The organism is Streptomyces sp. NPDC002467, from assembly GCF_042889825.1.
Lineage (GTDB): Bacteria > Actinomycetota > Actinomycetes > Streptomycetales > Streptomycetaceae > Streptomyces.
Window position 1 is genome coordinate 50,369 of the sequence record NZ_JBIARJ010000023.1, and the last position, 23,783, is coordinate 74,151.

Genomic DNA, 23,783 nt, shown 5'->3' on the forward strand with positions numbered 1-23,783 from the left:
GGCGCGGAATGGTCAAGCATTTTGGAAATGGACCGCATCGGGGGGCGGGAATTGGTCTGGCGGCGGCCCGGAAGGAATTCCTTCACTCCCTCCGGTGGAATTCGGAAAGTGGAATTCCGTGGGAGTTCGCAGTGCGGGGCGGTCTCACGGGAAGCAGGGACCCGGCCGCGGCCCGACGGGCCGGCGGCCCGCCGCGACGAGCGCGGCCACCGCCTCCCGGTGGTGCCCGCAGGTGACGAGGGCCTCGCCCACCAGGATCGCGTCGGCGCCCAGCTCCGCGTACTCGACCGCACAGCGCGGCCCGCGCACCCCGGAGGCGGCGATCCGCACGATGTTCTCCGGGATGTCCGGCGCGATCCGCGTGAAGGCCCCCTTGTCCATCCGCAGGGTCTTCAGATCGCGCGCGTTGACCCCGATCACCCAGGCCCCCGCGTCCAGCGCACGGCGCGCCTCGGACGCGTCGTGCACCTCCACCAGAGGGGTCAGCCCGATCTCCGCGGCCTGTGCCACCAGGTCGACCAGCAGCGGCTGTTCGAGCGCCGCCACGATCAGCAGCAGCAGGCTCGCGCCGTGCGCCCGCGCCTCCCACACCTGGTACGGGTCGACCACGAAGTCCTTGCGCAGCACCGGCACCCCGACCCGGGCCCGTACGGCGTCCAGGTCTTCGAGGGACCCGTCGAACCGGAGCTCCTCCGTCAGCACGCTGACCGCCGCCGCCCCGCCCGCCTCGTAGGCCGCCGCCAGTGCCCCCGGGTCCTCGATCGCCGAGAGCCGCCCGCGCGCCGGGCTGGCCCGCTTCACCTCCGCGATCACCTTCAGCCCGTCCGTTCCGCGCAGCAGCTCGGCGCAGTCCGGGACGGGCCGGACCTCCGAGGCCAGGTCGCGCAGCTCGCACTCCGGGATCCGGCGCCGCCGCTCCTCCAGACCGGCCCGCACGCCTCCGAGGATGTCGTCGAGTGCATTCATGGTTTTCCGTCCGTTTCTCCCCCGCACACCGCGGCGCACGACGGCGCCATCGGATCAGAAGTTAGGGACGCGGTCGGCCGCCGGCCAGGTCATTAAGGGGGCGGTGAATGAGGGGAGCGGAAGGGGCCCGGCCCACGACGCGCCGAGCCCCTTTCCGGCGGACCGCCCGCGGGGTCAGGTCATCGAGACGACGATCCTCCGGTCGCCCGTGTAAGCCTCGCGGCCGTGCAGCACCGACATGTTGTCCACGATCATGATGTCCCCGACCTGCCACGGCTCCGCCAGCCTGTTCTCCCGCTGCGCCTTGCGCACGTGGGCCAGGTCGTCGTCGGAGAGCGGGGTGCCGTCGGCGTAGGTGACCCAGTGCGGCAGTTCGTCCACGTCGTCGATCAGCGACAGCAGGGTCTCGGCCTCCTCCTCGGGCAGGTTGGACGGGTGCCACTGGTCGGCCTGGTTGAACCAGGTGTCGGCGCCGGTACGGGGGTTGTGCCGGACGCCCGGGCGGCGCTGGCCGACCCGCAGGCCGCCGTCGGTCGTCCACTCGTACTCGGCCGCCGAATCCTCCAGGAACCGCTCCACCACCTCCTTGTCCTCCGTCTCGAAGGTGGCCTGCCAGGACTTGCCGAGCCCGAACCCGCCGTGCAGGTGCTGGCGGTAGACCACGCCCGACGCGAACCGCTCCCGTACCTCCGGCGGCAGCGAGGCCAGCAGCGCGCCGCCGTCGCAGACCGGGGTGGCGCCGCCGGTCTCCGGCGCGATCAGGCAGCCGAAGAACAGCCGGGTGGGCCACGAGGCGGCGTACGACATCTCGTTGTGGAGGGAGATGTCGAAGCGGGCGGGGTACTCGGTGGAGGTGAACACCCCGTCGGAGACGGTCGCCCGGGGGGTGTTGCCGCCCCGGTAGCTGCCGATGAGGGACTCGCCGAAGATGCTCACGGCGGCGTGGAAGGCCTCCGCGTCGGTGAGCCCGAGGCCCCGTACGAGGACCGCGCCGTGCTCGGCGAGGAGCTCCTCGGCCCGCCCGCGGACCTCGGCGGACGGGGTGTCGGCGAACAGCACGGCCAGGGTCGTGCCGCCGGCCGTGCGCGTTTCGTGTCGCATCTCAGTGGGTCTCCTTGCCGGTGAAGGCGACGGGCAGCGCGCTGTACGCGCGGACGAAGTTGGAGTAGAGGCGCTGCGGCGGTCCCAGCAGCGTGATGTCGTCGACCATCGAGGCCAGCGCCTCCACCATGGCCTTGACGTGCACCCGGCCCAGGAAGGCGCCGAGGCAGAAGTGCGGCCCGTGCCCGAACACCACGTGCTTGTTCGGGGTGCGGCCGACGTCGAAGCGCTCCGGCTCGGTGAAGGCCCGCTCGTCGAAGTTGGCCGAGGTGTTCCAGAGGGTGACGATGTCGCCGGCCCTGATGGTCTTGTCGCGCAGCGGTACGTCGACCAGGGCGCGGCGCCCGAAGTGCATGGCCGGGGTGGTCCAGCGCAGGATCTCCTCCGTCGCGCTGTCCGCGGAGACCTCGCCCGAGGCGAGCCGGCGCCACTGCTCCGGGTTCTCGGCGAGGGCGATCAGCCCGCCGATGATCGAGGTCCGGGTGGACTCGTCGCCGCCGAGGATCAGGCTGTAGGCGTTCAGGACGATCTCGTCCTCGGTGAGCGGCTCGCCGTCGACGGTCGCGGCGGCGAGGGTGCTCAGGACGTCCTCGCCGGGGTTGCGGCGCCGCTCGGCGGCCAGCTCGCCCATGTACATGATGATCTCGTTGCGGGCCATTAGGGACTCGAACTCGTCGTCCCCGGACCCCTCCCGGGCCAGGGTCCGGGTGTTCCACTCGACGAGCCGCGGGCGGTCCGCGTGCGGGATGCCGAGCAGGTCGCCCATGGTCTGGATCGGGATGTGGTCGACGACGTCGGCGACGAAGTCCACCCGGTCCGCAGCCACGGCCCTGCCGAGCAGCTCGCGGGTGTGCTCGTGCACCCCCGCGACCACCGGCTCCAGCACGCGCGGCGCGAAGGACTTGAGCATCACGTTGCGGATCGCGCGGTGCCGGGCGCCGTCGGTGACGGCCAGCATCTTGCGGGAGGCGGAGTCCTCGCCCTGCAACAGGGTGGTGAGGACGTTGCCCTTCTCGGAGGTGAACCGCTTGTTGTCCCGGTAGACGTCGACGGCGTCGGCGTACGTGGAGACCACCCAGAAGCCGGGGGTGCGCGGTCCGGCCGGATGCCAGTGCACCGGGCTCTCGGTCCGGAACCGGCGCCACATGGCGTGCGGGTCGAAGTCCAGGAAGGTCTGCGGATCGGTGAGGTCGAGGGCGGACGGTTCGGGGACGGCGGCGGCCGGCGCCGCCTCCTGGGTCACGGTCATGGTCTTCCTCGGGTCTTCGGCGGGGGAGTCAGTTCGTCGCCGTACGGAAACGCCGCAGGCTCACAACGGTGCAGGTCACGAAGATCACGGTCAAAGTCACCGAGACCACCAGGAGCGGATGGGTGCCCGCGAAACCGCTGCTGGGCGTGTCCGGGTTGCCCCACAGGTCGCGGCAGGAGGCGATGACGGCGGTCACCGGGTTCCACTCGGCGAGGGGGCGCAGCGCGGACGGCATCGTCTGCGGCGAGAGGAAGGCGCTCGACAGGAAGGGCAGCACGACCACGATGAACGGGGCCACCACGCTGATCGTCTCGACGCTGCGCAGGGTGAGCGCGAGCAGCACCCCGAGCCACAGCATCGCGTAGATGAAGAGCGCGACGAGGGCGAAACCCGCCAGGGTGGGCAGCCATCCGGTGTGCGAACGCCACCCCAGCGCGAGGCCGATCAGGACGGTGGTGGCGAGTCCGCCCATGCCCACGAGCCAGTCCGCGGCGGTGTGCCCGATCGGTATCGAGGCCCGGTTGATCGGCAGTGAGCGGAACCGGTCCACCAGCCCGCCCTGCATGTCCAGGGCGAGCGAGACCGCGGTGGGACCGACACAGGCCAGGCCGACCTGGACGGCTCCGCCGGCGAAGACGTACTCGACGTAATCGCCGCCCTGCGGAAGGAGGATCGAGTAGCGGAACAGGTAGCCGAGCATGATCAGCGAGAGCATCGGGTTGAGCACGATGCCGATCGAGCGGCCGGGGGCCCGCCGCATCCGGCGCAGCCGCCGGCCGACGACCGCGCCGGTCTCGGTGAGCAGGGTGCGCAGGCCCGCCGACCGGACCTCCGCGAGCTGCGGCGCCCCGGTGACGGCGGCCTTGCCGGAGTCCGCCGCGAGCTTCGCTGCGGACTCGGCTTCGGACTCTGCTCGGGAGTCGGCTTCCGGGCGCGGAACGGTCGTCGTCATGACCGGGCACCGGCCTTCCAGGTGTCGAGGGCGGCCCGCAGGGCCGGGCCTATGGCGGTCAACGGCTCCGGGTCGAGCATGTCGTCGTGCGCGCAGTCGACGCGGTGCACCCGCACGGAGCCGGTCATGAACTCCTTCCACAGCACGTCCTTGGCGGTCACCTCGCCCCACGGCGAGCGCTCGGCCAGGAAGAGCTCCACGTCCCCGGCGTACTCACCGGGCTTGTAACGGGTATTGAGGAGCTGGTGGCGGCCCATCAGGTCCACCACGCGGCCAAGCCGTTCGCGACCCATGCGGGCCAGCGGACTGCCGTCCCGGCGCAGCGTCTCGTACAGGTCGTCCGGCACGATCCGGCGGCCGCCGAACTCGTCCCGGTGGTGGCCTATGCCCTCCATCAGCCAGCCCAGCCGCACCTGTTCGTCGCGCTCGTCGACCGCGTCGGTACGGGGGAAGGAGTCCATGACGGTCAGGAGTCCCACCTCGTCGCCCGCCGCCCGCAGCTGGACGGCCATCTCGAAGGCGAGGAGCCCGCCGAACGACCAGCCCAGCAGGTGGTACGGGCCCTCCGGCCGGACCTCCTTGATCAGCCGGATGTACTCCGCGGCGTTCTCCTCGATGCTCTCCGGAAGGGGCGCGCCGTCCACCACGGTGGGCGACTGGAGGGCGTAGAGGGGCTGGTCCGGGTGGAGGTACGGCGCCAGGGTCAGGTAGGACAGGGACAGCCCCACCCCGCTGTGCACGCAGAACAGCGGGGCGCGGTCGCCGCCCGGCTGGATCGTCAACATCGGCGTGAAGTGCTCGATGTGCTCGTTCGCGTCGGCCTCGGCGATGGCCTCGGCCATGCCCCGGGCGCTGCTGCGCATCGCCTCCGGCGCGGGCGCCGCCGCGGCGGCCTCCGCGATCGGTTCGGGAGCCGGTTCCGGAGCCGGTTCCGGAGCCGGTTCGGCCGCCGGGCGCAGGCTCGCGGCCAGTGCGGCGACGCTCTGGTGGACGAAGACGTCCGCGATGCTCAGCCCGAGACCTTCCTTGCGGGCCGTGCTGACCACGCGCAGCGACTTCATGCTGTCCATGCCGGCGTCGAAGAAGTTCTCCCCGGGGCTCAGCGCGTCCTTGGCGAGCACGTCGCGGACGATCCGCAGCAGTGCCTCCTCGACCGGATCGGCGCCGGCCGCCGCCCCCTCCGCGGGGGCGGGGGCGGACGGTTCGGGGGCCGACGTGTCCGGAGCCGACGGGTCCGGAGCGGACCAGTCGCGCCCGGGCCGGTCCGCGGCGCCCGCGGCCGTGCCCGAGAGCAGGGCCGCCCAGAGCCCGGTCTCCGCCGGCGCACCCGGTACGGCGGCCAGCGCGGCCGCCTCGGCGTGGCTGACGGGGGTCGGCGTGGCGGCGCCGTCCGCCCCGCGCAGCAGATAGGCGGGCCGGTCGGGGTCCGGCAGGTGCGCCGGAGCCGGTCCGGACGCCTGCCCGGCGACGGCGACGGCGGAGTCCAGGACCACGACCGGGACCCCGGCGCTCCGCAGCCTCCCGGCCAGGCCCTCGGTGCTGAGGACGGCCACCGCGCCGGTGACCTCCAGCAGCTCCCGCACCCGATCGGCCGGCTCCTCCGCGCCCACCGGCACGTACGCCGCGCCGGACTTGAGCACCGCCAGGGCGCCCACCGCCTGGTCGACGGCGCGCGGCACCGCGAGGGCGACGACCCGGCCGGGGCCGGCCCCCCGCTCCACGAGGTGTTGGGCCAGCAGACCGGCCCGCTCGTCCAGCGCCGCGTACGACAGGGCCCGCGACCCGGCGCCCACCGCGGTCTCCCCCGGCGAGGCCGCGATCCGCCCGGCGAGCAGCCCGGTGAGCGTGTCCGCCGCCGGGGCGGCGGTGCCGCGGTCCGCGTCGAGGGCGCTGACGCGGACCTCGGGGTCGGCGACGACGGCGCGCAGGACCTGCCGGAACTGCTCGACGAGCCGCTCCGCGGTGTCCCGGGTGAACAGCGCCGTGCTGAAGGTCAGCAGACCGCGCATGCCGTCCCGGCCGGGCCAGTTGAACAGCTCCAGCACCAGGTCCAGCTTGGCCTGGTCGGAACCCACGTACTCGGGCTCCGCGCTCAGACCCACCAGCTCCGGCACCCGCACCCCGTCGTGCTGCACGGTGAGCGAGACCTGGAACAGCGGGTGCCTGCCCAGCGCGCGGGCCGGCCTGACCGCGTCCACGACCTGGTCGAACGGCACGTCCTGGTGCGAATAGGCGGCCAGGTCGGTCTCCCGCAGCCGCGCGAGCAGCTCCCGGAAGGTGGGGTCGCCGCTGGTGTCGCCGCGCAGCACCAGGGTGTTGAGGAACATGCCGACCACGTCGGCGAGCGCGTCGTCGGCCCGCCCGGCGACGGACACCCCGAGCGGGATGTCGGTTCCCGCGCCCCACCGGGTCAGCAGGGCCGAGAGCGCCGCCTGGAAGACGATGAACTCGGTGGTCCCGGTGGCCCGGGCGATCTCCCCGATCGCGCCGTGCAGTTCCGGGTCCAGGTCGAAGAGCACCGTGTCACCGGCGGTCCCGCCGCCCTGCGGACGGGGGAAGTCGGTCGGCAGCGGCAGTTCCTCCGGCAGACCCGCCAGCGCGTCGCGCCAGAAGTCGAGCTGCCGCGCGCCGAGGCCGTCCGGGTCGTCCGGCTCGCCGAGCAGCGCGCGCTGCCAGACCGCGAAGTCGGAGTACTGCACGGGCAGCGGCTCCCACCGGGGGGCCCGACCGCCGGTCCGCGCCCGGTAGGCGGTCGAGAGGTCGTCGAGCAGCGGCCCCATCGACCAGCCGTCGAAGGCGATGTGGTGCAGCACGATCAGCAGGACGTACGAGTCGGCGCCGGCCGGGAACAGCCGCACCCGCAGCGGGGTCTCCTCGGTGAGGTCGAAGCCCCGGTCCGCCTCGGCGGCCAGTGCCGTGTCGAGCTGGTCGGTGAAGACGGACACCGTACCCAGGACCGGCGCTCCCGCGGCCGGGTCGAGGACCCGCGGCGCGGGCACCCCGTCCTGCTCGGGGATCACGGTCCGCAGCACCTCGTGCCGGGCCGTCAGGTCGAGCAGGGCCGCCTGTAGCGCGTCGGTGTCGAGCTTCCCGGTGAGCCTGAAGGCCATGGCGCTGTTGTACGAGCCGTCCGCGCGGCCCTGGCGCCGGTTGAGGAACCACTGGCGCTGCTGGCTGAAGGAGAGCGGGCGCTCCCCTCCCGGAGCGGCCGGTGCCAGCGCCGGCCGGGCCTGCGCCGCGTCGGCGACCCGTCCGGCCAGGCCCACCACGGACCGGGCCTCGAACAGGGAACGGATGGGGAGTTCGACGCCGAGGGCGCCGCGCACCCGGCTGACCAGGCGGGTGGCGAGCAGCGAATGCCCGCCGATCTCGAAGAAGTCGTCGTCGATGGAGACCTGCTCCAGCCCGAGGACGTCCGCGAACAGCCCGCACAGCACGCCCTCGACGGGTGTGCGCGGGGCCCGGCCGCGGGAGACCGCGCCCAGGTCCGGGTCGGGCAGCGCCGCCCGGTCCAGCTTGCCGTGGACGGTCAGCGGCAGCTCGGCGAGGGCGACCACCGCCGAGGGGACCATGTAGTCGGGGAGTTCCGCGGCGAGCCGCTCGCGCAGCACCGCGGTGGCCTCGGGTCCGACGGCCGAGGCGGCGACCACGTACGCGACCAGCCGGCGCTCGCCCGCCTCGTCCTCCCGCATCACCACGACGGCCTGTTCGACGCCGGGTTGGGCGAGCAGGGCGGAGGAGATCTCGCCGAGCTCGATGCGGATCCCGCGCAGCTGGACCTGGTCGTCGACCCGGTCCAGGTAGTCCAGGTCCCCGTCGGGCAGCCAGCTCACGAGGTCACCGGTGCGGTACATCCGGGAGCCCGCCGGTCCGTACGGGTCGGCGACGAACCGGGCCGCGGTCAGTCCCGGCCGGTTCAGGTAGCCGCGCGCCAGGCCGCCCGAGACGTACAGCTCGCCGGTGACACCGGGGGCCACGGGCCGCAGGTTCCCGTCGAGCACGTACACGCGGTGGGCGTTGGTGGGCTTGCCGATCGGCGGCCGCCCGCCCCGGGGGGCCAGCGGGCCGGCGACGGTGCAGCCGACCACGGCCTCCGTGGGCCCGTACCCGTTGAACAGCCTGACCGAGCCGCCCCAGCGCTCCACCACCCCGGCCGGCACCGCCTCGCCGGTGACCACCAGCCGCAGGTCCGCGGGGAGGACGGCGTCGGCGGGCAGCCCGCCGACCACGACGGGCGGCAGGGCGACCAGGTTGATCCGGGCGTCGTTGATCAGGTCGACGAGCGGCTGCCCGGGATTGCGGGCCTCCTCGTCGGCGATGACGAGGGTGCCGCCGTTCAGCAGCGCCAGCATGATGCCGAAGACCGAGGCGTCGAAGCTGAACGAGGCGAACTGCAGGACCCGTACGTCGTGGTCGAGCCAGAACCGGTCGGAGAGGCTGGAGACCATCGACATCAGCCCGGTGTGCGCCACGGCCACGCCCTTGGGGCGGCCGGTGGAGCCGGAGGTGTAGATGACGTACGCCGTGTCTTCCGGGTGCGGCGTCGCCACCCGTTCCGCGTCGTCGAGGTCGTGCCCGTCGAGCGCGGCGAGCCGGGCGGCCGCCTCCGGCTCGTCCAGCAGCACCGGGGTGACCCCGAGTGCGGCCAGGTCCGGCAGACCGGCCGGGCGGGACCCGGTCGCCGTGTCGGTCAGCAGGACCGGCGGGCGGGCGTCCTCCAGCATGTGGCCGATCCGGTCGACCGGGTAGTCGGCGTCGACGGGCAGGAACACCGCGCCGGCCTTGAGCGCGGCGAGCGCGGCGACGACCAGCCCGGGGGAACGGGGCAGCATCACGGCGACCGGCTGCTCGGGTCCGGCACCGAGCCCGATCAGCAGTCGGGCCAGCCGGTTGGCCCGGCCGTTCAGCTCGGCGTAGTCGAGCTCCTCGGCGCCGAGGGAGACGGCCGGCTTGGCGGGCGAGAAGCGGGCCCACCGCTCGAACGTCGCGGCGGCCAGGGCGCCGGTGGCCGGGCGGGCCGCGGCCGCGCCGGACCAGGCGTCGAGCACCTGCTCGCGTTCCCCGCCGGTGAGCGCGTCGATCCGGCCCAGCGGGGTGCGCGGGGCGTCGGCGAGCTGCTCCAGGACGCGGGCGAACCGGTCGACGAAGACCTCGGCCCGCGCGGCGTCGAAGACGTCCGGCCGGTACTGGGCCTCCACCCGCAGCCGCTGCCCGTCGGCCGGGAACACCCCGACGGCGAGCGGGTACTCGGCGATGACCCGGGCCTTCCAGTCAAGCATCGTCAGACCGGGGACGTACGAGCCGATCGCGTCCAGCGCGCCCGCCGGGTAGTTGTGGAAGCTGACCACGGTGTCGAAGAGCTCGCCGACCCCGACGGCCTGCTGCACCTCGGCCAGGCCCAGGTGGTGGTGCTCCTCCAGCGCGAGCTGGCGGTCCTGGAGGTCGGCCAGCACCTCCTCGAACGGAAGCGCCGGATCCAGGTTCGCCCGCACGGGCAGGGTGTGCAGGAAGGCGCCGACCATCCGCTCGACCCCGGGCAGGTCCGCGGGACGCCCCGAGACGACCGCGCCGAAGGTCACGTCGCGGCGGCCGGTCAGGCTGCCCAGTACGGCTGCCCAGGCACCCTGGACGACCGTGTTCATCGTCAGGCCGCGCCGGTTCGCCCACTCGGTGAGCGGGGCCGTCAGCCCGACCGGCAGTTCCACGGTGTGGGTCTCGGGCAGGACCGAGACCCGCGGCCGGTCGGCGGGACCGAGCCGGGTGGCCTCGTCGATCCCGTCGAGCTCCCGCTGCCAGGCCGCGCGGGCGGCCGGCTTGTCCTGGGCGGCGGACCACTCCAGGTGGGCGCGGCCCGGCGCCACCGGGCGCAGGGCGGTGACGTCGGCGCCGTTGCCCCACAGGGTGACGAGCTCCTCGGCGAGGACGGCGGACAGCGACCAGCCGTCCACCAGCATGTGGTGGGTGGTCCACACGACGCGGTGGCGTTCGGCGTCCAGCCGGTACACGGTGAACCGGGTCAGCGGACCCCGCGTCACGTCGAAGCGGTCCAGCCACTCCTCCTCGGTGAGCCGGCCCGCCTCCGCGCCCGGATCGGCGGCGGCCGTGAGGTCGACCTCGGTCCACGGCAGCTCGACGGAGGCCGGGATCAGCTGCACCGGATCGCCCTGCTCCCGTTCCCGGAACCGGGCGCGCAGCGCCGGGTTGCGGTCCAGCAGCGCGGTGGCCGCGGCACGCAGCCCGGCCACGTCCAGGGCGCCGCCGATGTCCATGACGACCTGGAGGGTGTAGGCGTCCATGCCCTGGCGGTCGTACTCCGCCTGGAAGAACAGGCCGCGCTGGAGCGGGGAGAGCGGAAGGACGTCGGTGAGCCCGGACAGCTCCCGCTCCCAGGCGTCGACCTCCCGCTGCTCCACCTCGACCAGCGGGAACTCGGCGGCGATCCGGCCGCCCGCCCCGGGGTCGCAGGAGTGCGCGGCGAGCGCGCCCAGCGCGGCGAACCAGCCCTCGGCGATCTCCCGTACGGCGGCTTCGGCCAGCACGTCCGATGGCCAGGTCCACTCGGCCACCAGGACCGGGCCCCCGGGCCGGTCCTCGGTCAGCGCGACCAGGTCCAGCGGTTGGCGCAGCGGGGTGTCGGGCGAGGCGGTCAGACCGGCGCCGCCGGCCTCGATGGCCCAGGCGCCGTCGCCCGCCGCGAACCGGCCCAGGTAGTTGAAGGAGATCTGCGGGACCGCGGCCCGGGCGAGCACCGCCGCGGTCTGCGGGTTCACGTGGCGCAGCAGGCCGTAGCCGATGCCGTGGTCGGGCAGGGCGCGCAGCGCGGCCTTGACCCGCTTCAGGGCGGCGCCGACGGCGGGACCCCCGGCCGCGACCTCGGCCCGGTCCAGCACGCCGACGTCCAGCCCGACCGGGTAGGCGCTGGTGAACCAGCCGACCGTGCGGGAGACGTCGAGGCCGTCCCCGATCTGCTCGCGGCCGTGGCCCTCCAGTTCGACGACGGTACGGGTGCCCGTGGCTCCCGTACGGCCGGTGACGGCCAGCGCGAGACCGGTCAGCAGCACCTCGTTGATCTCGGCGTGCAGGGCTCCGGGCACCCGGGTGAGCACGTCGGCGGTGAGCTCCGCGGGCAGTTCCAGGCGCAGCCGGCCGGCGTGCGCCCAGGTGTCGGCGGACGGGTCCAGCGGCCGGTCGGCGAGGATCTCCGCCGGTCCCGCCGACTGGGCGCTCCACAGCGGCAGTTCGGCCACGCGCCGGGAGGTGCGGGCATCCGCCGACAGGGCCTTCGCCCAGGTCCGGAACGAGGTCGCGACGGGCTCCGGGGCCGGGGCGCGTCCCTCGGAGACGGCCTGCCAGGCGGCCTCCAGATCGGGCAGCAGGATCCGCCAGGACACACCGTCCACGGCCAGGTGGTGGACGACCAGCAGCAGCCGACCGCCCTCGCCCGGGGCTTCCTCCAGCAGCACCGCCTGGACGACCAGGCCCGTCTCGGGCCGCAGTCGGGCGCGGGCCGCGGCGATCTGCTCGGCGAGCACGGTCGCGCGGTCCGCCCCGGCGGGCACGGTGATCCGGGTGACCACGTCGGCGGCGCCGACGGCGCCGGGCGCCAGGACCTCCTGCGCCCACAGGCCCGGTACCGGCGACGTGAGCCTCAGGCGCAGTGCGTCGTGCCGGTCCAGGACCGCCTGGAGCGCGGGCTCCAGGACGGCCGGGGTGAGCCCGGCGGGCGCGCCGACCACCGTGTACTGGGCGAACTCGCGGGTGGCGTCGGGCAGTTCGGACAGCTGCTCGCGCAGCCGGTCGGAGATGGGCGTCGGGTCGACCTCTCCGGTCCCGTCGTCGACCGCGACCGCGACGGAGCCCTCCACCCGCCGGGCCACGGCGGCGATGGCGGCCGGGGTGCGGTGCTTGAAGACGTCGCGGGCGGTGACGATCAGCCCGGCCCGGCGGGCCCGGCTGACGACCTGGATGGAGCTGATGCTGTCGCCCCCGAGGGCGAAGAAACCGTCGTCGACACCGACTTCGGGCAGGCCCAGCACCTCGGCCAGCACCGCGCAGAGGATGCCTTCCTCCGGCGTACGGGCGGCCCGGACGGCGGCCCGCGGGCCGGCCAGGTCCGGGGCGGGCAGCGCCTTGCGGTCCACCTTGCCGTGCGCGGTGAGCGGCAGCGCGTCCAGCGTGAGCAGCGCCGTGGGCACGAGTGCCTCCGGCAGCCGGCCCGCCAGCAGCGCGCGCAGCGCCGGGGTGTCGAGGAGGACGCCGGACTCCGGCTCCAGGTACCCGACCAGGCGCTTGTGCCCGGCCGGGTCGGTCACGGCGGCGGCGACCGCGTCGGCGACGCCGGGCAGCGCGCGCAGCGCCGACTCGACCTCGCCCAGCTCGATGCGCTGGCCGCGGATCTTGACCTGGTGGTCGCGGCGGCCGACGAAGGCGAGCTGCCCGTCGGGGCGCAGTTCCACCAGGTCGCCCGTGCGGTACATGCGCGAGCCGTCGCCGGCGAAGGGGTCGGGCAGGAAGGTGACGGCGGTGCGGCGGGGGTCGCCGAGGTAGCCGCGGCCCACGCCGGCGCCGGAGATGTACAGCTCGCCGCGGACCCCGCGCGGAACGGGCGCCAGGTCGTCGCCGAGGACGTGCAGGCGGGTGTTGCGCAGCGGCCGGCCGATCGGGACGATATCCGCGCCCATCGCGTCGAGTTCGCCCCGCGTGCGGGCGTAGGCGTGGGTCACGTCGTCGGAGCACTCGGTCGGGCCGTACAGGTTGGCCAGCGCGATGTCCGGGTAGCGGGCGAACCAGCGGGCGCACAGCTCGGCCGGCAGCGCCTCCCCGTTGGAGATCATCCAGCGCAGCGCGGGCAGCTCCGGCGCGGATCCGGCCGCGTCCCACACGTCGAGCGTCGCGCGCATCAGGGAGGGGACGACCTCCAGCACGGTCAGGCCCTCGGCGCCGATCGTGGTGAACAGCGCGTCGGGATCGGACGCCTCGGCCCGGCCGAAGGCGCGGACCCGACCGCCGACGAGCAGCGTGGTCAGGGTCTGCCACACGGTGACGTCGAAGGTGACGGGGGCGTTGTGGACGAGCGCGTCGGAGCCGTCCAGGGACAGCTCCTCGATCTTGGCGAGCAGGTGGTTGACCATGCCGCCGCGCTGCACCATGGCGCCCTTGGGCTTGCCGGTGGAACCCGAGGTGTAGATGACGTACGCCAGGTCCCGCGGGCCGCCCAGTACGGGCGGCAGCGCGTCCGGGGCGTCCTGCTCGGAGCCGATCTCGCGCACGGGCAGCGCGGCGCCGTCGCCGGCGGCCGCGGCGGCCTGCCCGGCGAGCTCCCGGTGCGCGGCGTCGGTGAGCACGAAGCCGGCGCCGCTGTCGCGCAGCAGGGAGACCAGGCGGGGCAGCGGAGCCCCCGGGTCGAGGGGGATGAACGCCCGTCCGGCGCCGAGGACCGCCACCTCGGCGGTGACGAAGTCCCGGCCGGGCTCGGTGAGGATGGCGACCGGGCCGGTGCCCGTCAGGTGGCGGGAGAGCGCACCGGCCCGGCCCACGAGCCCGGCGTAGTCGAGCGTGCCGGTGTCGTCGGTGACGGCCGGGGCGTCCGGGGTGGTCGCGGCGTGCGCCCGGATCCGCTCCACGACGCCCAGGTACGGGGTCGGGCGGACCGGCCCGGTGAGCGCGTCGGCCAGGTCCGCGGCCTCGCCGGGGGAGAGGAGGTCGAGGCCGGCCAACGGCGCGTCCGGGCCGGTGGTCAGGAAGCGGTCGAGGTAGGAGACGAACCGGTCGAGGTGCGCCCGGACCTCGGAGCGCGTGTAGCGGGCCTCGTTGCCGTTCAGGTCGATGCCTATGCCGGCGTCGCCCTTGTCGGCGACGGTGAACTCCAGGTCGTCGACCAGCCCGGTGGACGGGCTGTGGATGGTGGCCGCGCACGGGCCGATGGCCAGCTTCTCCACCTGCGGCATCATGTTGAGGAACGGGCCGAAGGGGCGCCGGTCGTCGCTGGGCAGGCCCATGGCGCGACGGATCCTGCTGACGCGGTGGCGCTGGTGCTTGAGGGCCTGCGAGAAGGCGCGGTAGGCGTCCGCGAGCAGACCGGTGCGGGTGGTGGCGCCGTCCACGGCGAGCCGCAGTGGCAGGTAGTTGACCACCATGCCGGGGACCTTCTGGGTGTCGCCGCCGACGCGGGCGGTGACGGGCACGGACAGCATGACGTCCTCGGTGCCGGCCATCCGGGCGGTGTACGCGCCCAGGGCCGCGACGAGCACCGTCTGCCAGGTGACGCGGGACTCCCAGGCCAGGGCGCGCAGCCGCTCGGCGACGGCCTCGGGCAGGACGTCCTGCTCCTGGAGGAAGGTCTGGGCGGGCTCGGCGTCGCCGGTGGAGAGGCTGATCGGCTCGGGCCGGTCGGCGAAACGTTCCTCCCAATACGCCGCGTCGCGCTCGGCACGCGCCGAACCGACGTAGCCGGCCTCGGCGTCGAGCAGCGCGGTCAGCGCCGGGAAACGGCCCTCGTCGAGATCGGCGCCGGCGAGCAGGGCCTCGTAGATCGCGGCGAGCCGCTGCCAGTAGATGACGTAGCTGAAGCCGTCGGAGACCAGGTGGTGGTTGAGGAGGCAGAAGAAGGCGCGGTCGGCCCCGAGCGTGAACACGCTCAGCCGGAAGAGCGGCCCGCGCGCGCCGCCGTCGCCGCCCTCGCCGTTCTCGTCACCCTCGTCGGTCAAGGCGAACGGAACCCGCAGGTCGGCGCGGATCGCGTCGTGGGCCGCCGCGGCCGGGTCGGCCGCGCCGCTGACGTCGGTGACCGTCAGCGGCAGCTCCGCCAGGGGCTCGACGAACTGGCGCGGCTCGCCGTCCACTTCGGTGAATCTCGCCCGCAGGCACTCCGATTCCTCGACGAGCCGCTCCAGCGCCCTGCGCAGCAGGCCGTGATCGAGCGGCCCCGTGATGTCCCAGTAGATGGCGGTGTTGTACGTGGCTCCCCCGCCAGAGAGTTTCGCGTCGAACCAGATGTCCTTCTGGCCGGCGGTGAGCGGAAGGCCGCCGACCGTCTGAACATGCGTCATGGCTATCCCCTAGCGAAGGTGTGCGATGTCAGCCCTGTCACGGGCCAGATCGTCGCCGCGCGCGCTGACGGCGGTCTGAAAGCGAACTGACGGCGCGCTGAGAGGGGGTGGGGCCCCTCAGCCGCAGCCGCCCGCGTGGGCGTCCTCGGTCGCCCGGGCGCCCAGCCCGACCGCGGTCAGCGGCTCCGGCACGAAGCCGGCCGGCACCTCCCGGTCGCGCAGGTGGGCGACGAAGTCGTCCAGCCGGTCGATGCCCCAGAAGCGGCTGAAGCCGTGGACGAAGAAGGGCACCCCGAACACCCCGTCCCGGCACACGTCGAGCAGGATCCGGATCCCTTCGGCGCGCACCTCCGGGACGTCGCTGGCACGGGCCAGCTCGCGCGGGTCGAGCCCGATCTCGAAGGCGACGTCCTCGATCGTGGCCGGATCGCAGATGTCCCGGCCGCGACCGAACCGGGCCCGGTACACGGCGTCGATGAAGTCGTGGCCGCGGCCGTGCCGGGCCGCGACCAGGTAGGCCAGGTGCGGGACCTCCCACACCGGCTCGCGGTCCACGGGCCAGGTCACCGACAGGCCCCGGGCCTTGGTGATCCTGCCGATGTCCTGGAGGACGTAACGATTCTTCTCCCGCGACATCGCCGAGTACGGGAACCGGCCGCCCTGCTCCGTCAGCAGCCGGGCGCTGAGCTCGTCCGGCTCGAAGAAGGGCACCCACTCCAGTTGTTCGACGAGGTCCGGGTGGAAGGTCGTGATCTCGCGGTAGGCCAGCCAGGAGTAGGGGCTGCGCAGCGAGAAGTAGAAGCGGGGCGTCTTGTTCTTGGGCACGGTGAACCCTTCGGTCGGCCTGGCTGCGTGGGTGGGTGGGGGGCGACGCGGGTCCTCAGACGACGAGACCGCCGTCGATCCCGAAGACCTGTCCGGTGATGTACGAGGCACGGTCCGAGGCGAGGAAGGAGACCAGGTCCGCGACCTCCTCGGGCCGCCCGAACCGGCCCAGCGGGATCCGTTCGGTCATCTTCCCGACGTGCTCCGCGGAGAGGCCCGAGACCATGTCGGTCTCGATGAACCCGGGGGCGACGGCGTTGGCCCGGATGCCGTAGCGGCCGCTCTCCTTGGCGAGGGCCTTGGTGAAGCCGATGATCCCGGCCTTGGTCGCCGAGTAGTTGGTCTGCGTGGCGTTGCCGTACACGCCGGCCACCGAGGACAGGGTGATCACCGAGCCGGCGCGGCGCTTCATCATGGCGAACACCGCGGCCTTGCAGAGGTTGTAGGTGCCGTCCAGGTTGACCCGCAGGACCGCGTCCCAGTCGTCGGGCGCCAGCATCACGAGCGGGTTGTCGCGGACGATGCCCGCGCAGGACACCACCGTGTGCAGCGGGCCGAGCTCCTTCTCGCTCGAGCGGACGAAGTCCCGTACGGCGTCGTGGTCGCGGACGTCGGTGCGTGCGGTGTGGACGCGGGCCCCGGCGGCGGTGGCCTCGGCGGCCGCGGCGTCGGCGGCCTCCTTGTCGGACTGGTAGCAGAACGCGACGTCGTAGCCGTCCTGCGCGAGGCGGGCCACGACGTGGCGGCCGATGCCCCGGGAGCCCCCGGTCACCAGTGCGACGCGGCGTTCGGTTGCGGACATGTGCTCGGTACTCCTCGCTGATGGGGCCCGGTTCCGGGCCGGGGGAGGGGCCGGCGGCCGGCCGGGGCGGGGGTGTGCTCCCGGCCGGCCGCCGGGGTGTGGGGAGGTCAGCCGCCGGTGAGGACCGCGCAGCCGACCAGGCCGTCCCGCTCGACACCGGTGACCAGCGCGGCCTCGCCGGGCGCCAGGCCCCGCTCGCCGGCCGCGGCGAGCACCGCGGCCAACTGGAGCGCGGCGGACGCCGCGGAGGTGTCCCCGACCAGCGGCCGGATCCGTACCCACCGCGGGTCGGCGTCCGCGCCGAGCACGTCCGTGACGGCCGCTTCCTCCTGCGCGACGAGCGGGCCGCCGGAGCCCAGGGGCGCCACCAGCCGTACGTCACCGGCGGCCACCCCGGCCTTCTCCAGCGCGCCGCGCACACAGACGGCAAGGGCGTCGCGGGCCCCGTCCGGTGAGTGGAACGCGCGGAAGCCGGTGGCGCCGATCCGGGCCAACGGGGTCCGTCCGGCGGCCCGCGCGTCCTCGGAGGTCTCCAGGAGGAAGACGGCGCTGCCCTCGCCGAGCGGGGTGTCGCGCTCCTCCTCGTCGCGGCCGTGCCACTCCAGCCAGGAGCGCTGGGTGGAGTACTCCTCGGCCGCCCCCACCAGCACGCGGGAGCAGTGCCCGCCGCGGTGCAGCCGCAGGGCGTACCCGAGGGCGAGCAGGCCGGTCAGCGAGCCGCCCGCGACGGTGGTGTTGGGGCCCTTGATGCCGTGCCAGATGGCGCTCTGCCCGGCGGCCCGGTTCATCACGGTGTTCGGGAAGCGGGCCGGGTCCACGTGGTACGGGCGCTCGCCGGCCAGCGCGTCCCGGGTGAAGTCCATGATGCTCTGCACGCTGCCGGAGCCGGTGCCGAGGACCAGGGCGGTCTGCTCGGAGCGCGCGGTCAGCTCTTCCCGGAAACCTTCGATGAGACCGCCGACCGCGGTGACCGCGAGCGCGGTGACCCGGTCCATGGTCCGGGTCCCCTTCTTGCCGACGTACTTCGCCGCGGTGAAATCGGGGACCACGGCGCCCTCGGCGAACGGGCCCGGGAAGGCCTCGCGGTCGACGGCCCCGATCGCGGTGCGGCCGGCGGAGATCCCGCCGCGGAAGGAGTCGCCGCCGACGCCGAACGGCGAGACCGCCGACCAGCCGGAGACGACCAGGGGGGTGGGGGACATCAGGCGGCCTCCTCGTACCGGCCGAGGATCAGCACGGCGTTGTTGCCCGCGAAGGCCAGGGCGTTGTTCTGCACGACGTTCAGCCGGGCCGGGCGGGCCTCGTTGGGCACGCAGTCCAGGCCGCACTCGGGGTCGGTCTCGCGGTGGTTGATGGTGGGCGGGATGAACTCCTCGGTGATCGCCAGCGCGCAGGCGGCGGAGGCGAGCGCGCTCGCGGCGCCCATGGAGTGGCCGATCATGGACTTGATGGAGATGGTGGGCGGCGGGGTGTCGAAGACCTGGCGTATCGCACCCGTCTCCGTCACGTCGTTGGCGTGGGTCCCGGTCCCGTGCGCGGAGATGAAGTCGACGTCCTCGGCCTTGACCCCCGCGTTGCGGTGCGCCACCTCGATGCACCGGGCCAGGCCGTCCTGGTCGGGGGCGACGGGGTGGTGGGCGTCGCAGCTGAGGCCGTAGCCGAGCACCTCGGCGTAGATCCGGGCGCCGCGGGCCAGCGCCGAGTCCAGGCTCTCCATCAGCAGGATCCCGGCGCCCTCCCCGGTGAGGATGCCCTTGCGGTCCTTGTCGAAGGGCTGGCAGACCTCCGGGGCGATGGTGCCGAGCCGGTAGAAACCGGTGAAGGTCTTGCGGCAGACCGCGTCGGCGCCGCCGCACAGCGCCGTCTCGACGTCCCCGTCGCGGATGGCGTCGAAGCCGCTGCCGATGGCGTAGTTGCCGGCCGCGCAGGCCGTCGGAATGGTCAGCGCCTCCACGTCCACGAGGCCGAGTTCGTGGACGATGCCGCTGGAGAGCCGGCCGGCCTGGGCCCGGCGCACGACGCCCCGGTCCAGCCGCTCCGGCCCGCCCTCCAACTGCTGCCCGACGAGCAGGTCGAGGTCCCGGGACTCGGCGTCGGTCGTGCCGACCGAGACCAGGACCTTCCGCTCCCGCAGGTCCTCCGGGGTCAGGCCGGCGTCCTCGACGGCCATCCGGGCCGCCGCGATCGAGAACTGCGTGGCCCGGCCCAGTTCCGCCGGATCGGTCCGGTGGATCCAGTCGCCGGGCTCGAAGTCGTCCACCTCGCACCCGTTGGCGTGGGCGAAGCCGGTCGTGTCGAAGGCCGTGATCGGCTTGACCCCGCTGCGTCCGGACCGCAGTCCGTCCAGGAAGGCCGTGACTCCGAGGCCGATGCTGGTGACCGTGCCGAGGCCGGTGATCACCACCCGGCGCGGCGCCCGCTCATCGTCGTACACCCTGCGCTCCCGTCGTAGTCGTACGCGCCGCGGCCTAGTTGGCGGCTTCGGAATCGGCGGCCAGGGCTTCCTCGACGACCGTGATGACGGCGGCCAGGTCGACCATCCGGGAGAGCTCGGCCTGGTCGATGTCGGTGCCGAAGACCCGCTCCAGCTGGGAGAGGATCTCGATGGCCCCCATGGAGTCCGCTTCGTGGTCCTCCTTGAAGCGGCTGGTCTCGGTCATCTCCGAGGGCTCGATCTCCAGGATGTCGCAGATGATCTCCTTGATCCGGTCGCGGGCTTCGAGGTCGAGGCGGTTCGCTGCTGTTGTCATGCCGCAGATGCTGGCCGACCGCTCTGACGCGCCCCTGACACCGGCCTGACCCGTCGCCGGTCTCCCGCTGAGTCACCACTGAGCCACTGCTGAGGCATCGCTGAGTCGTGGCTGAACGCGTACTGAACTCCCGCCGGGCGACCCGAGGGGCGGCTCAGGCGTCGACCGGCTGCGGGAGGTGCCGTCCGAGTTCCCCGAACTCGCCGCGGTGCTCCCGGATCCAGGACCAGTACGCCGGCCGGGAGCGGGCGTAGTCGCAGTAGTACGCGCGCACGGTGTCGACCAGGGTGCGCGGGGTCGCGCGGGGGAGGGCGTTCCCGCGCCACAGCAGCACCAGATCGACCCGCTCGCTCCCGGTCACCGGGACCAGGGTCACGCCCGGCAGCGCCCCGGAGGGCGTGGTGAGCGCGGCCACCTCCATGTCCCGCACCCAGTTCATGGCCTCCTGATGGCTGTTGACGTGGTGCAGCACCCGCCCGGGCACCGAGCTCCCCAGGACGCGCCGCTCCACGGCACGGAACCAGTGGTCCTGGGCCGAGCGCACCCAGGCCAGCCCGGCGCGGTCGGTGAGTTCCGTCAGCTCGTCCGCCCCGACGGACGCGCGGGCGCCCAGCGGATGGCCCTGCGGCACGGCCAGCCACACCGGCTCCCGCACGATCAGGGCGCGGCCCAGCGCCGGTTCGCCGCCGCCGCCGCCGCCGCCGTCGTCGTCGCCGGCTGGCGCGCCGCCGGACGGCTCGGGCACCAGGGGTACCAGGGCCGCGGCCAGCGCCCCGCGCCGCACCGCCTCCACGGCGGCCTCCGGGTTCAGCGTCCGGGTCTGCACGGCGGCGTCCGGCAGCGCGGCCTGCAAGGCGTCGCGCAGCGCCGGCGGAGTCCACTCGGTGCACCCCAGCCGCAGCGGCCCGCCGGACGCGGCCAGTGCCTCGGCCATCACCTCGTCCGCCCGCCGGACCAGATCGGCCAGGAGCGGGACGAGCCGTGAGCCCAGCTCGGTCGGGGTCACCCCGGACCGGGAGCGCGTGAAGAGGTCGCCGCCGACCGCCCTTTCGATTCGGCGCAGCTGCGCGGTCAGACTCGGCTGCGGAAGACCGAGTTCCTGGGCTCCCGCGGAAATGCTCCCGGCGGCGGCGATCGTGACGACAATGCGAGCGTGACGCAATTCGAGTTCCATGTCCTGCCCCCCGTCGGCGGTTCCCGGAAATGGGAATTCGGTCCACGGGCCCACTGCCGCCGGGGTGAACCGTCCCCGGATCTCCGGGTCCTGGCATTCGGCCGGAAACGGGTCCGCGGACCGACCGGCGCTTTCACCGTATCGGCATTCCGTTTACGGACAAGGGGCGCCCCCGCGAAACGTCAGCGGGACGCCGGCGCCGGAACAGCGGAAGGACAGGGCACGCGGACGGGGGTGGCGGGCTCAGCCGCGCCGGCCGGCGTACACGAGGGCCTGCCGGGGCTCCCCGAGCACGTCGTCCTGTTCGAGGATCGCCTGGTACGCCCGGTTCAGGGCGCGCCCCGGCTCCAGCCCCAGGTCCCCGGCGAGCCGGCGCCGTGCGCCGTGGAACACCTCCAGCGCCTCGGACTGCCTGCCCTCCCGGTACAGGGCCAGCATCAGCAGCTCGCTCAGCCGTTCCCGCTCGGGGTGCTCGACGGCCAGCCGGCGCAGCTCCGGCACCGAGATCCGGTGCGCCGCGACGGTCAGCATGGCCGTGATCAGGTCCTCGTAGGCGGTGATCCGGCGTTCCTCGAGGTGGGCGGCGGCCAGCCGGATCCGCACCCCGTCCACCGAGTCCATCAGGGCCGGCCCCCGCCACAGCCCGAGCGCCCGTTCCAGCTCGGCGATGGCCCGCTCCGGGTCCACGTGGACCAGCGCGGCACCGGCCTCCGCGTGCCGCAGGAAGCGGTGCGCGTCGACGCGCTCGGGCGCGAGGTCCAGCAGGTAGCCGCTGCCGACGGTGCGGATCAGCTCCGTCCCCTTCATCCCGGTGAGGGATTCCAGGTACTTGCGCAGCCGGAGCACGTTGGCCTGGAGGGCGTTGCGGGCGTTGGTCATCCGCTGGTGGGCCCAGAGCTCGTCCTCGATGCGGTCGGACGTCACCGTCGTGCGCGGAGACAGGGCCAGGAACGTCAGCAGCGAGGTCACCCGCTTCGAGGCCATGGCATACGTACGGTCTCCCCAGGAAAGGGATGTGGAACCGAGCACGTTGATTTCCATTTGTACAACCCCCGTTGGTGTCGGTGCAGGCCCTCATGCTGTCCCGGGGCGACCGGTCGGGGGAAATACCATCCGGGCAGCCGAAAGCCGGCCACGTGGTATGGCCGGGTCGTCGCTCTTGCCCCGGAGATGTCCTGACGGCATACTGCCGACCCTCCCTGACGAGGCGCTGACGGACGAAAACATGTCCGGAATTCGTGCCCTGCCTGTGACATTCGTCGAGTGCTTAAAGACCTGTGCCGGCCCGCGCCCCGTTCCTAGGCTCCGGTCATCCGCGATCAGTCGGCGAATGGGAGTCATTGGGATGCTCAACAAGATCGTGATTGTGGGCGGCGGCACCGCGGGCTGGATGACGGCCTCGTACTTCAAGGCGGCGTTCGGCGACCGCATCGACGTCACGCTGGTCGAGTCCGGCCACGTCGGAGCGGTCGGCGTGGGCGAGGCGACGTTCAGCGACATCCGGCACTTCTTCGAGTTCCTCGGACTCAAGGAGAAGGACTGGATGCCGGCCTGCAACGCCACGTACAAACTCGCCGTCAAGTTCGAGAACTGGCGGGAGAAAGGCCATTACTTCTACCACCCGTTCGAGCAGATGCGGTCCGTCAACGGCTTCCCGCTGACCGACTGGTGGCTGCAGAACGGTCCCACCGACCGCTTCGACAAGGACTGCTTCGTCATGGCCTCGGTCATCGACGCCGGTCTCAGCCCGCGCCACGCCGACGGCACGCTCATCGACTCGCCGTTCGTCGAGGGCGCGGACGAGATGGCCGGACTGACCATGTCCGAGCACCAGGGCAAGACGCAGTTCCCGTACGCCTACCAGTTCGAGGCCGCCCTGCTGGCCAAGTACCTCACGAAGTACGCGGTCGAGCGCGGCGTCGAGCACGTCGTCGACCACGTCGAGGAGGTCAGGCTCGACGAGCGCGGCTGGATCTCCGGCGTCGCCACCACCGACCACGGCGACATCACGGGCGACCTCTACATCGACTGCACCGGCTTCCGCGGGCTGCTCATCAACCAGGCCCTCGAAACGCCCTTCATCTCGTACAAGGACTCGCTGCCCAACGACAGCGCCGTCGCCCTCCAGGTCCCCATGGACATGGAGCGCCGGGGCATCCTGCCCTGCACCACCGCCACCGCCCAGGACGCCGGCTGGATCTGGACGATCCCGCTGATGGGCCGCGTCGGCACCGGCTACGTCTACGCCAAGGACTACATCTCCCCGGAGGAGGCCGAGCGCACCCTGCGCGAGTTCGTCGGCCCGGCCGCAGCGGACGTCCCGGCCAACCACATCAACATGCGCATCGGCCGCAGCGAGAACTCCTGGGTCAAGAACTGCGTCGCGATAGGCCTCTCCAGCGGCTTCGTCGAGCCCCTGGAGTCCACCGGCATCTTCTTCATCCACCACGCGATCGAGCAGCTCGCCAAGAACTTCCCCGGCGACGACTGGAACCCGGTCCATCGCGAGCTCTACAACGACTCCATCGCCCACGTCATGGACGGCGTCCGCGAGTTCCTCGTGCTGCACTACGTCGCCGCCAAGCGCGACGACACCCAGTACTGGCGCGACGCGAAGACCCGCGCCGTCCCCGAAGCCCTGGCCGCGCGCATCGAGAAGTGGAAGACGCAGCTCCCGGACTCCGAGACGGTCTTCCCCTACTACCACGGCCTGCCGCCGTACTCCTACATGTGCATCCTCCTCGGCATGGGAGGCATCGACGTGAAGCCGTCCCCGGCCCTCGCCCTCTCCGACCCGAGCGTCGCGGAGCGCGAGTTCGAGGCGATCCGGGAGAAGACCCGGCGCCTGGCCGAAGTCCTGCCCAAGGCCTACGACTACTTCGCCGACATGCGCGGCGCATGACATCGGCCCGCCGG

Annotated in this window: 13 protein-coding genes; 1 reads left to right on the plus strand and 12 read right to left on the minus strand. The window is 73.3% G+C overall.

Features of this window, described 5'->3' with window-relative positions; genetic code table 11:
- Positions 1 to 144 precede the first annotated feature (144 nt).
- The 12 genes from trpC to ACFYYJ_RS35050 form a co-directional block, all read right to left on the minus strand.
- Positions 145 to 966 (minus strand): indole-3-glycerol phosphate synthase TrpC, encoded by an 822-nt coding sequence (trpC, locus tag ACFYYJ_RS34995; protein ID WP_389138206.1) that lies wholly within the window; start codon positions 964 to 966, stop codon positions 145 to 147.
- Positions 967 to 1,140: 174 nt separating this feature from the next.
- The gene (locus tag ACFYYJ_RS35000) at positions 1,141 to 2,067 is read right to left on the minus strand and encodes a TauD/TfdA family dioxygenase (RefSeq protein ID WP_385124090.1); all 927 of its coding nucleotides are present in this window, start codon (positions 2,065 to 2,067) and stop codon (positions 1,141 to 1,143) included.
- Between the two features lies 1 nt (position 2,068).
- Positions 2,069 to 3,316 (minus strand): cytochrome P450, encoded by a 1,248-nt coding sequence (locus ACFYYJ_RS35005; protein WP_385124087.1) that lies wholly within the window; start codon positions 3,314 to 3,316, stop codon positions 2,069 to 2,071.
- Positions 3,317 to 3,344: 28 nt separating this feature from the next.
- Complete coding sequence (locus ACFYYJ_RS35010) at positions 3,345 to 4,268, minus strand: ABC transporter permease (RefSeq protein WP_389138208.1); 924 nt, start codon at positions 4,266 to 4,268, stop codon at positions 3,345 to 3,347.
- Positions 4,265 to 15,316, minus strand: a complete 11,052-nt coding sequence (locus ACFYYJ_RS35015) for an amino acid adenylation domain-containing protein (protein ID WP_389138210.1) — start codon at positions 15,314 to 15,316, stop codon at positions 4,265 to 4,267. The genes ACFYYJ_RS35010 and ACFYYJ_RS35015 overlap by 4 nt, the downstream gene beginning before the upstream one ends.
- Before the next feature lie 117 nt (positions 15,317 to 15,433).
- On the minus strand, positions 15,434 to 16,141 hold the full coding sequence (locus ACFYYJ_RS35020; RefSeq protein WP_385364142.1) for a 2-hydroxychromene-2-carboxylate isomerase: 708 nt from the start codon (positions 16,139 to 16,141) through the stop codon (positions 15,434 to 15,436).
- Between the two features lie 55 nt (positions 16,142 to 16,196).
- Positions 16,197 to 16,943: a 3-oxoacyl-[acyl-carrier-protein] reductase gene (gene fabG, locus ACFYYJ_RS35025; RefSeq protein WP_385364143.1), complete on the minus strand. Its 747-nt coding sequence runs from the start codon at positions 16,941 to 16,943 to the stop codon at positions 16,197 to 16,199.
- Positions 16,944 to 17,050: 107 nt separating this feature from the next.
- Positions 17,051 to 18,145, minus strand: coding sequence for a beta-ketoacyl synthase N-terminal-like domain-containing protein (locus tag ACFYYJ_RS35030; protein WP_385358893.1), 1,095 nt, complete (start codon positions 18,143 to 18,145; stop codon positions 17,051 to 17,053).
- A complete protein-coding gene (locus ACFYYJ_RS35035) occupies positions 18,145 to 19,377 on the minus strand; it encodes a beta-ketoacyl-[acyl-carrier-protein] synthase family protein (RefSeq protein WP_389138213.1) in 1,233 nt (410 codons plus the stop codon). The genes ACFYYJ_RS35030 and ACFYYJ_RS35035 overlap by 1 nt, the downstream gene beginning before the upstream one ends.
- A gap of 34 nt (positions 19,378 to 19,411) precedes the next feature.
- Positions 19,412 to 19,693, minus strand: a complete 282-nt coding sequence (locus ACFYYJ_RS35040; protein WP_385124069.1) for an acyl carrier protein — start codon at positions 19,691 to 19,693, stop codon at positions 19,412 to 19,414.
- A 154-nt stretch (positions 19,694 to 19,847) separates the two neighbouring features.
- Positions 19,848 to 20,867, minus strand: a complete 1,020-nt coding sequence (locus tag ACFYYJ_RS35045) for a LysR family transcriptional regulator (protein ID WP_389138214.1) — start codon at positions 20,865 to 20,867, stop codon at positions 19,848 to 19,850.
- 243 nt (positions 20,868 to 21,110) lie between these two features.
- Positions 21,111 to 21,851 (minus strand): BTAD domain-containing putative transcriptional regulator, encoded by a 741-nt coding sequence (locus ACFYYJ_RS35050; protein WP_385124065.1) that lies wholly within the window; start codon positions 21,849 to 21,851, stop codon positions 21,111 to 21,113.
- A 361-nt stretch (positions 21,852 to 22,212) separates the two neighbouring features.
- Here ACFYYJ_RS35050 and ACFYYJ_RS35055 point away from each other — a divergent pair, with 361 nt between their 5' ends.
- A complete protein-coding gene (locus ACFYYJ_RS35055; protein ID WP_385124063.1) occupies positions 22,213 to 23,769 on the plus strand; it encodes a tryptophan halogenase family protein in 1,557 nt (518 codons plus the stop codon).
- The last annotated feature ends 14 nt before the right edge of the window (positions 23,770 to 23,783 follow it).

Coding starts and splice junctions, on each gene's coding strand:
- ACFYYJ_RS35005 (WP_385124087.1), bottom strand. CDS start 3,316: ATGACCGTGACCCAGGAGGCGGCGCCGGCCGCCGCCGTCCCCGAACCG.
- ACFYYJ_RS35015 (WP_389138210.1), bottom strand. CDS start 15,316: ATGACGCATGTTCAGACGGTCGGCGGCCTTCCGCTCACCGCCGGCCAG.
- ACFYYJ_RS35000 (WP_385124090.1), bottom strand. CDS start 2,067: ATGCGACACGAAACGCGCACGGCCGGCGGCACGACCCTGGCCGTGCTG.
- ACFYYJ_RS35030 (WP_385358893.1), bottom strand. CDS start 18,145: ATGTCCCCCACCCCCCTGGTCGTCTCCGGCTGGTCGGCGGTCTCGCCG.
- fabG (WP_385364143.1), bottom strand. CDS start 16,943: ATGTCCGCAACCGAACGCCGCGTCGCACTGGTGACCGGGGGCTCCCGG.
- ACFYYJ_RS35040 (WP_385124069.1), bottom strand. CDS start 19,693: ATGACAACAGCAGCGAACCGCCTCGACCTCGAAGCCCGCGACCGGATC.
- ACFYYJ_RS35010 (WP_389138208.1), bottom strand. CDS start 4,268: ATGACGACGACCGTTCCGCGCCCGGAAGCCGACTCCCGAGCAGAGTCC.
- ACFYYJ_RS35055 (WP_385124063.1), top strand. CDS start 22,213: ATGCTCAACAAGATCGTGATTGTGGGCGGCGGCACCGCGGGCTGGATG.
- trpC (WP_389138206.1), bottom strand. CDS start 966: ATGAATGCACTCGACGACATCCTCGGAGGCGTGCGGGCCGGTCTGGAG.
- ACFYYJ_RS35050 (WP_385124065.1), bottom strand. CDS start 21,851: ATGGCCTCGAAGCGGGTGACCTCGCTGCTGACGTTCCTGGCCCTGTCT.
- ACFYYJ_RS35045 (WP_389138214.1), bottom strand. CDS start 20,867: ATGGAACTCGAATTGCGTCACGCTCGCATTGTCGTCACGATCGCCGCC.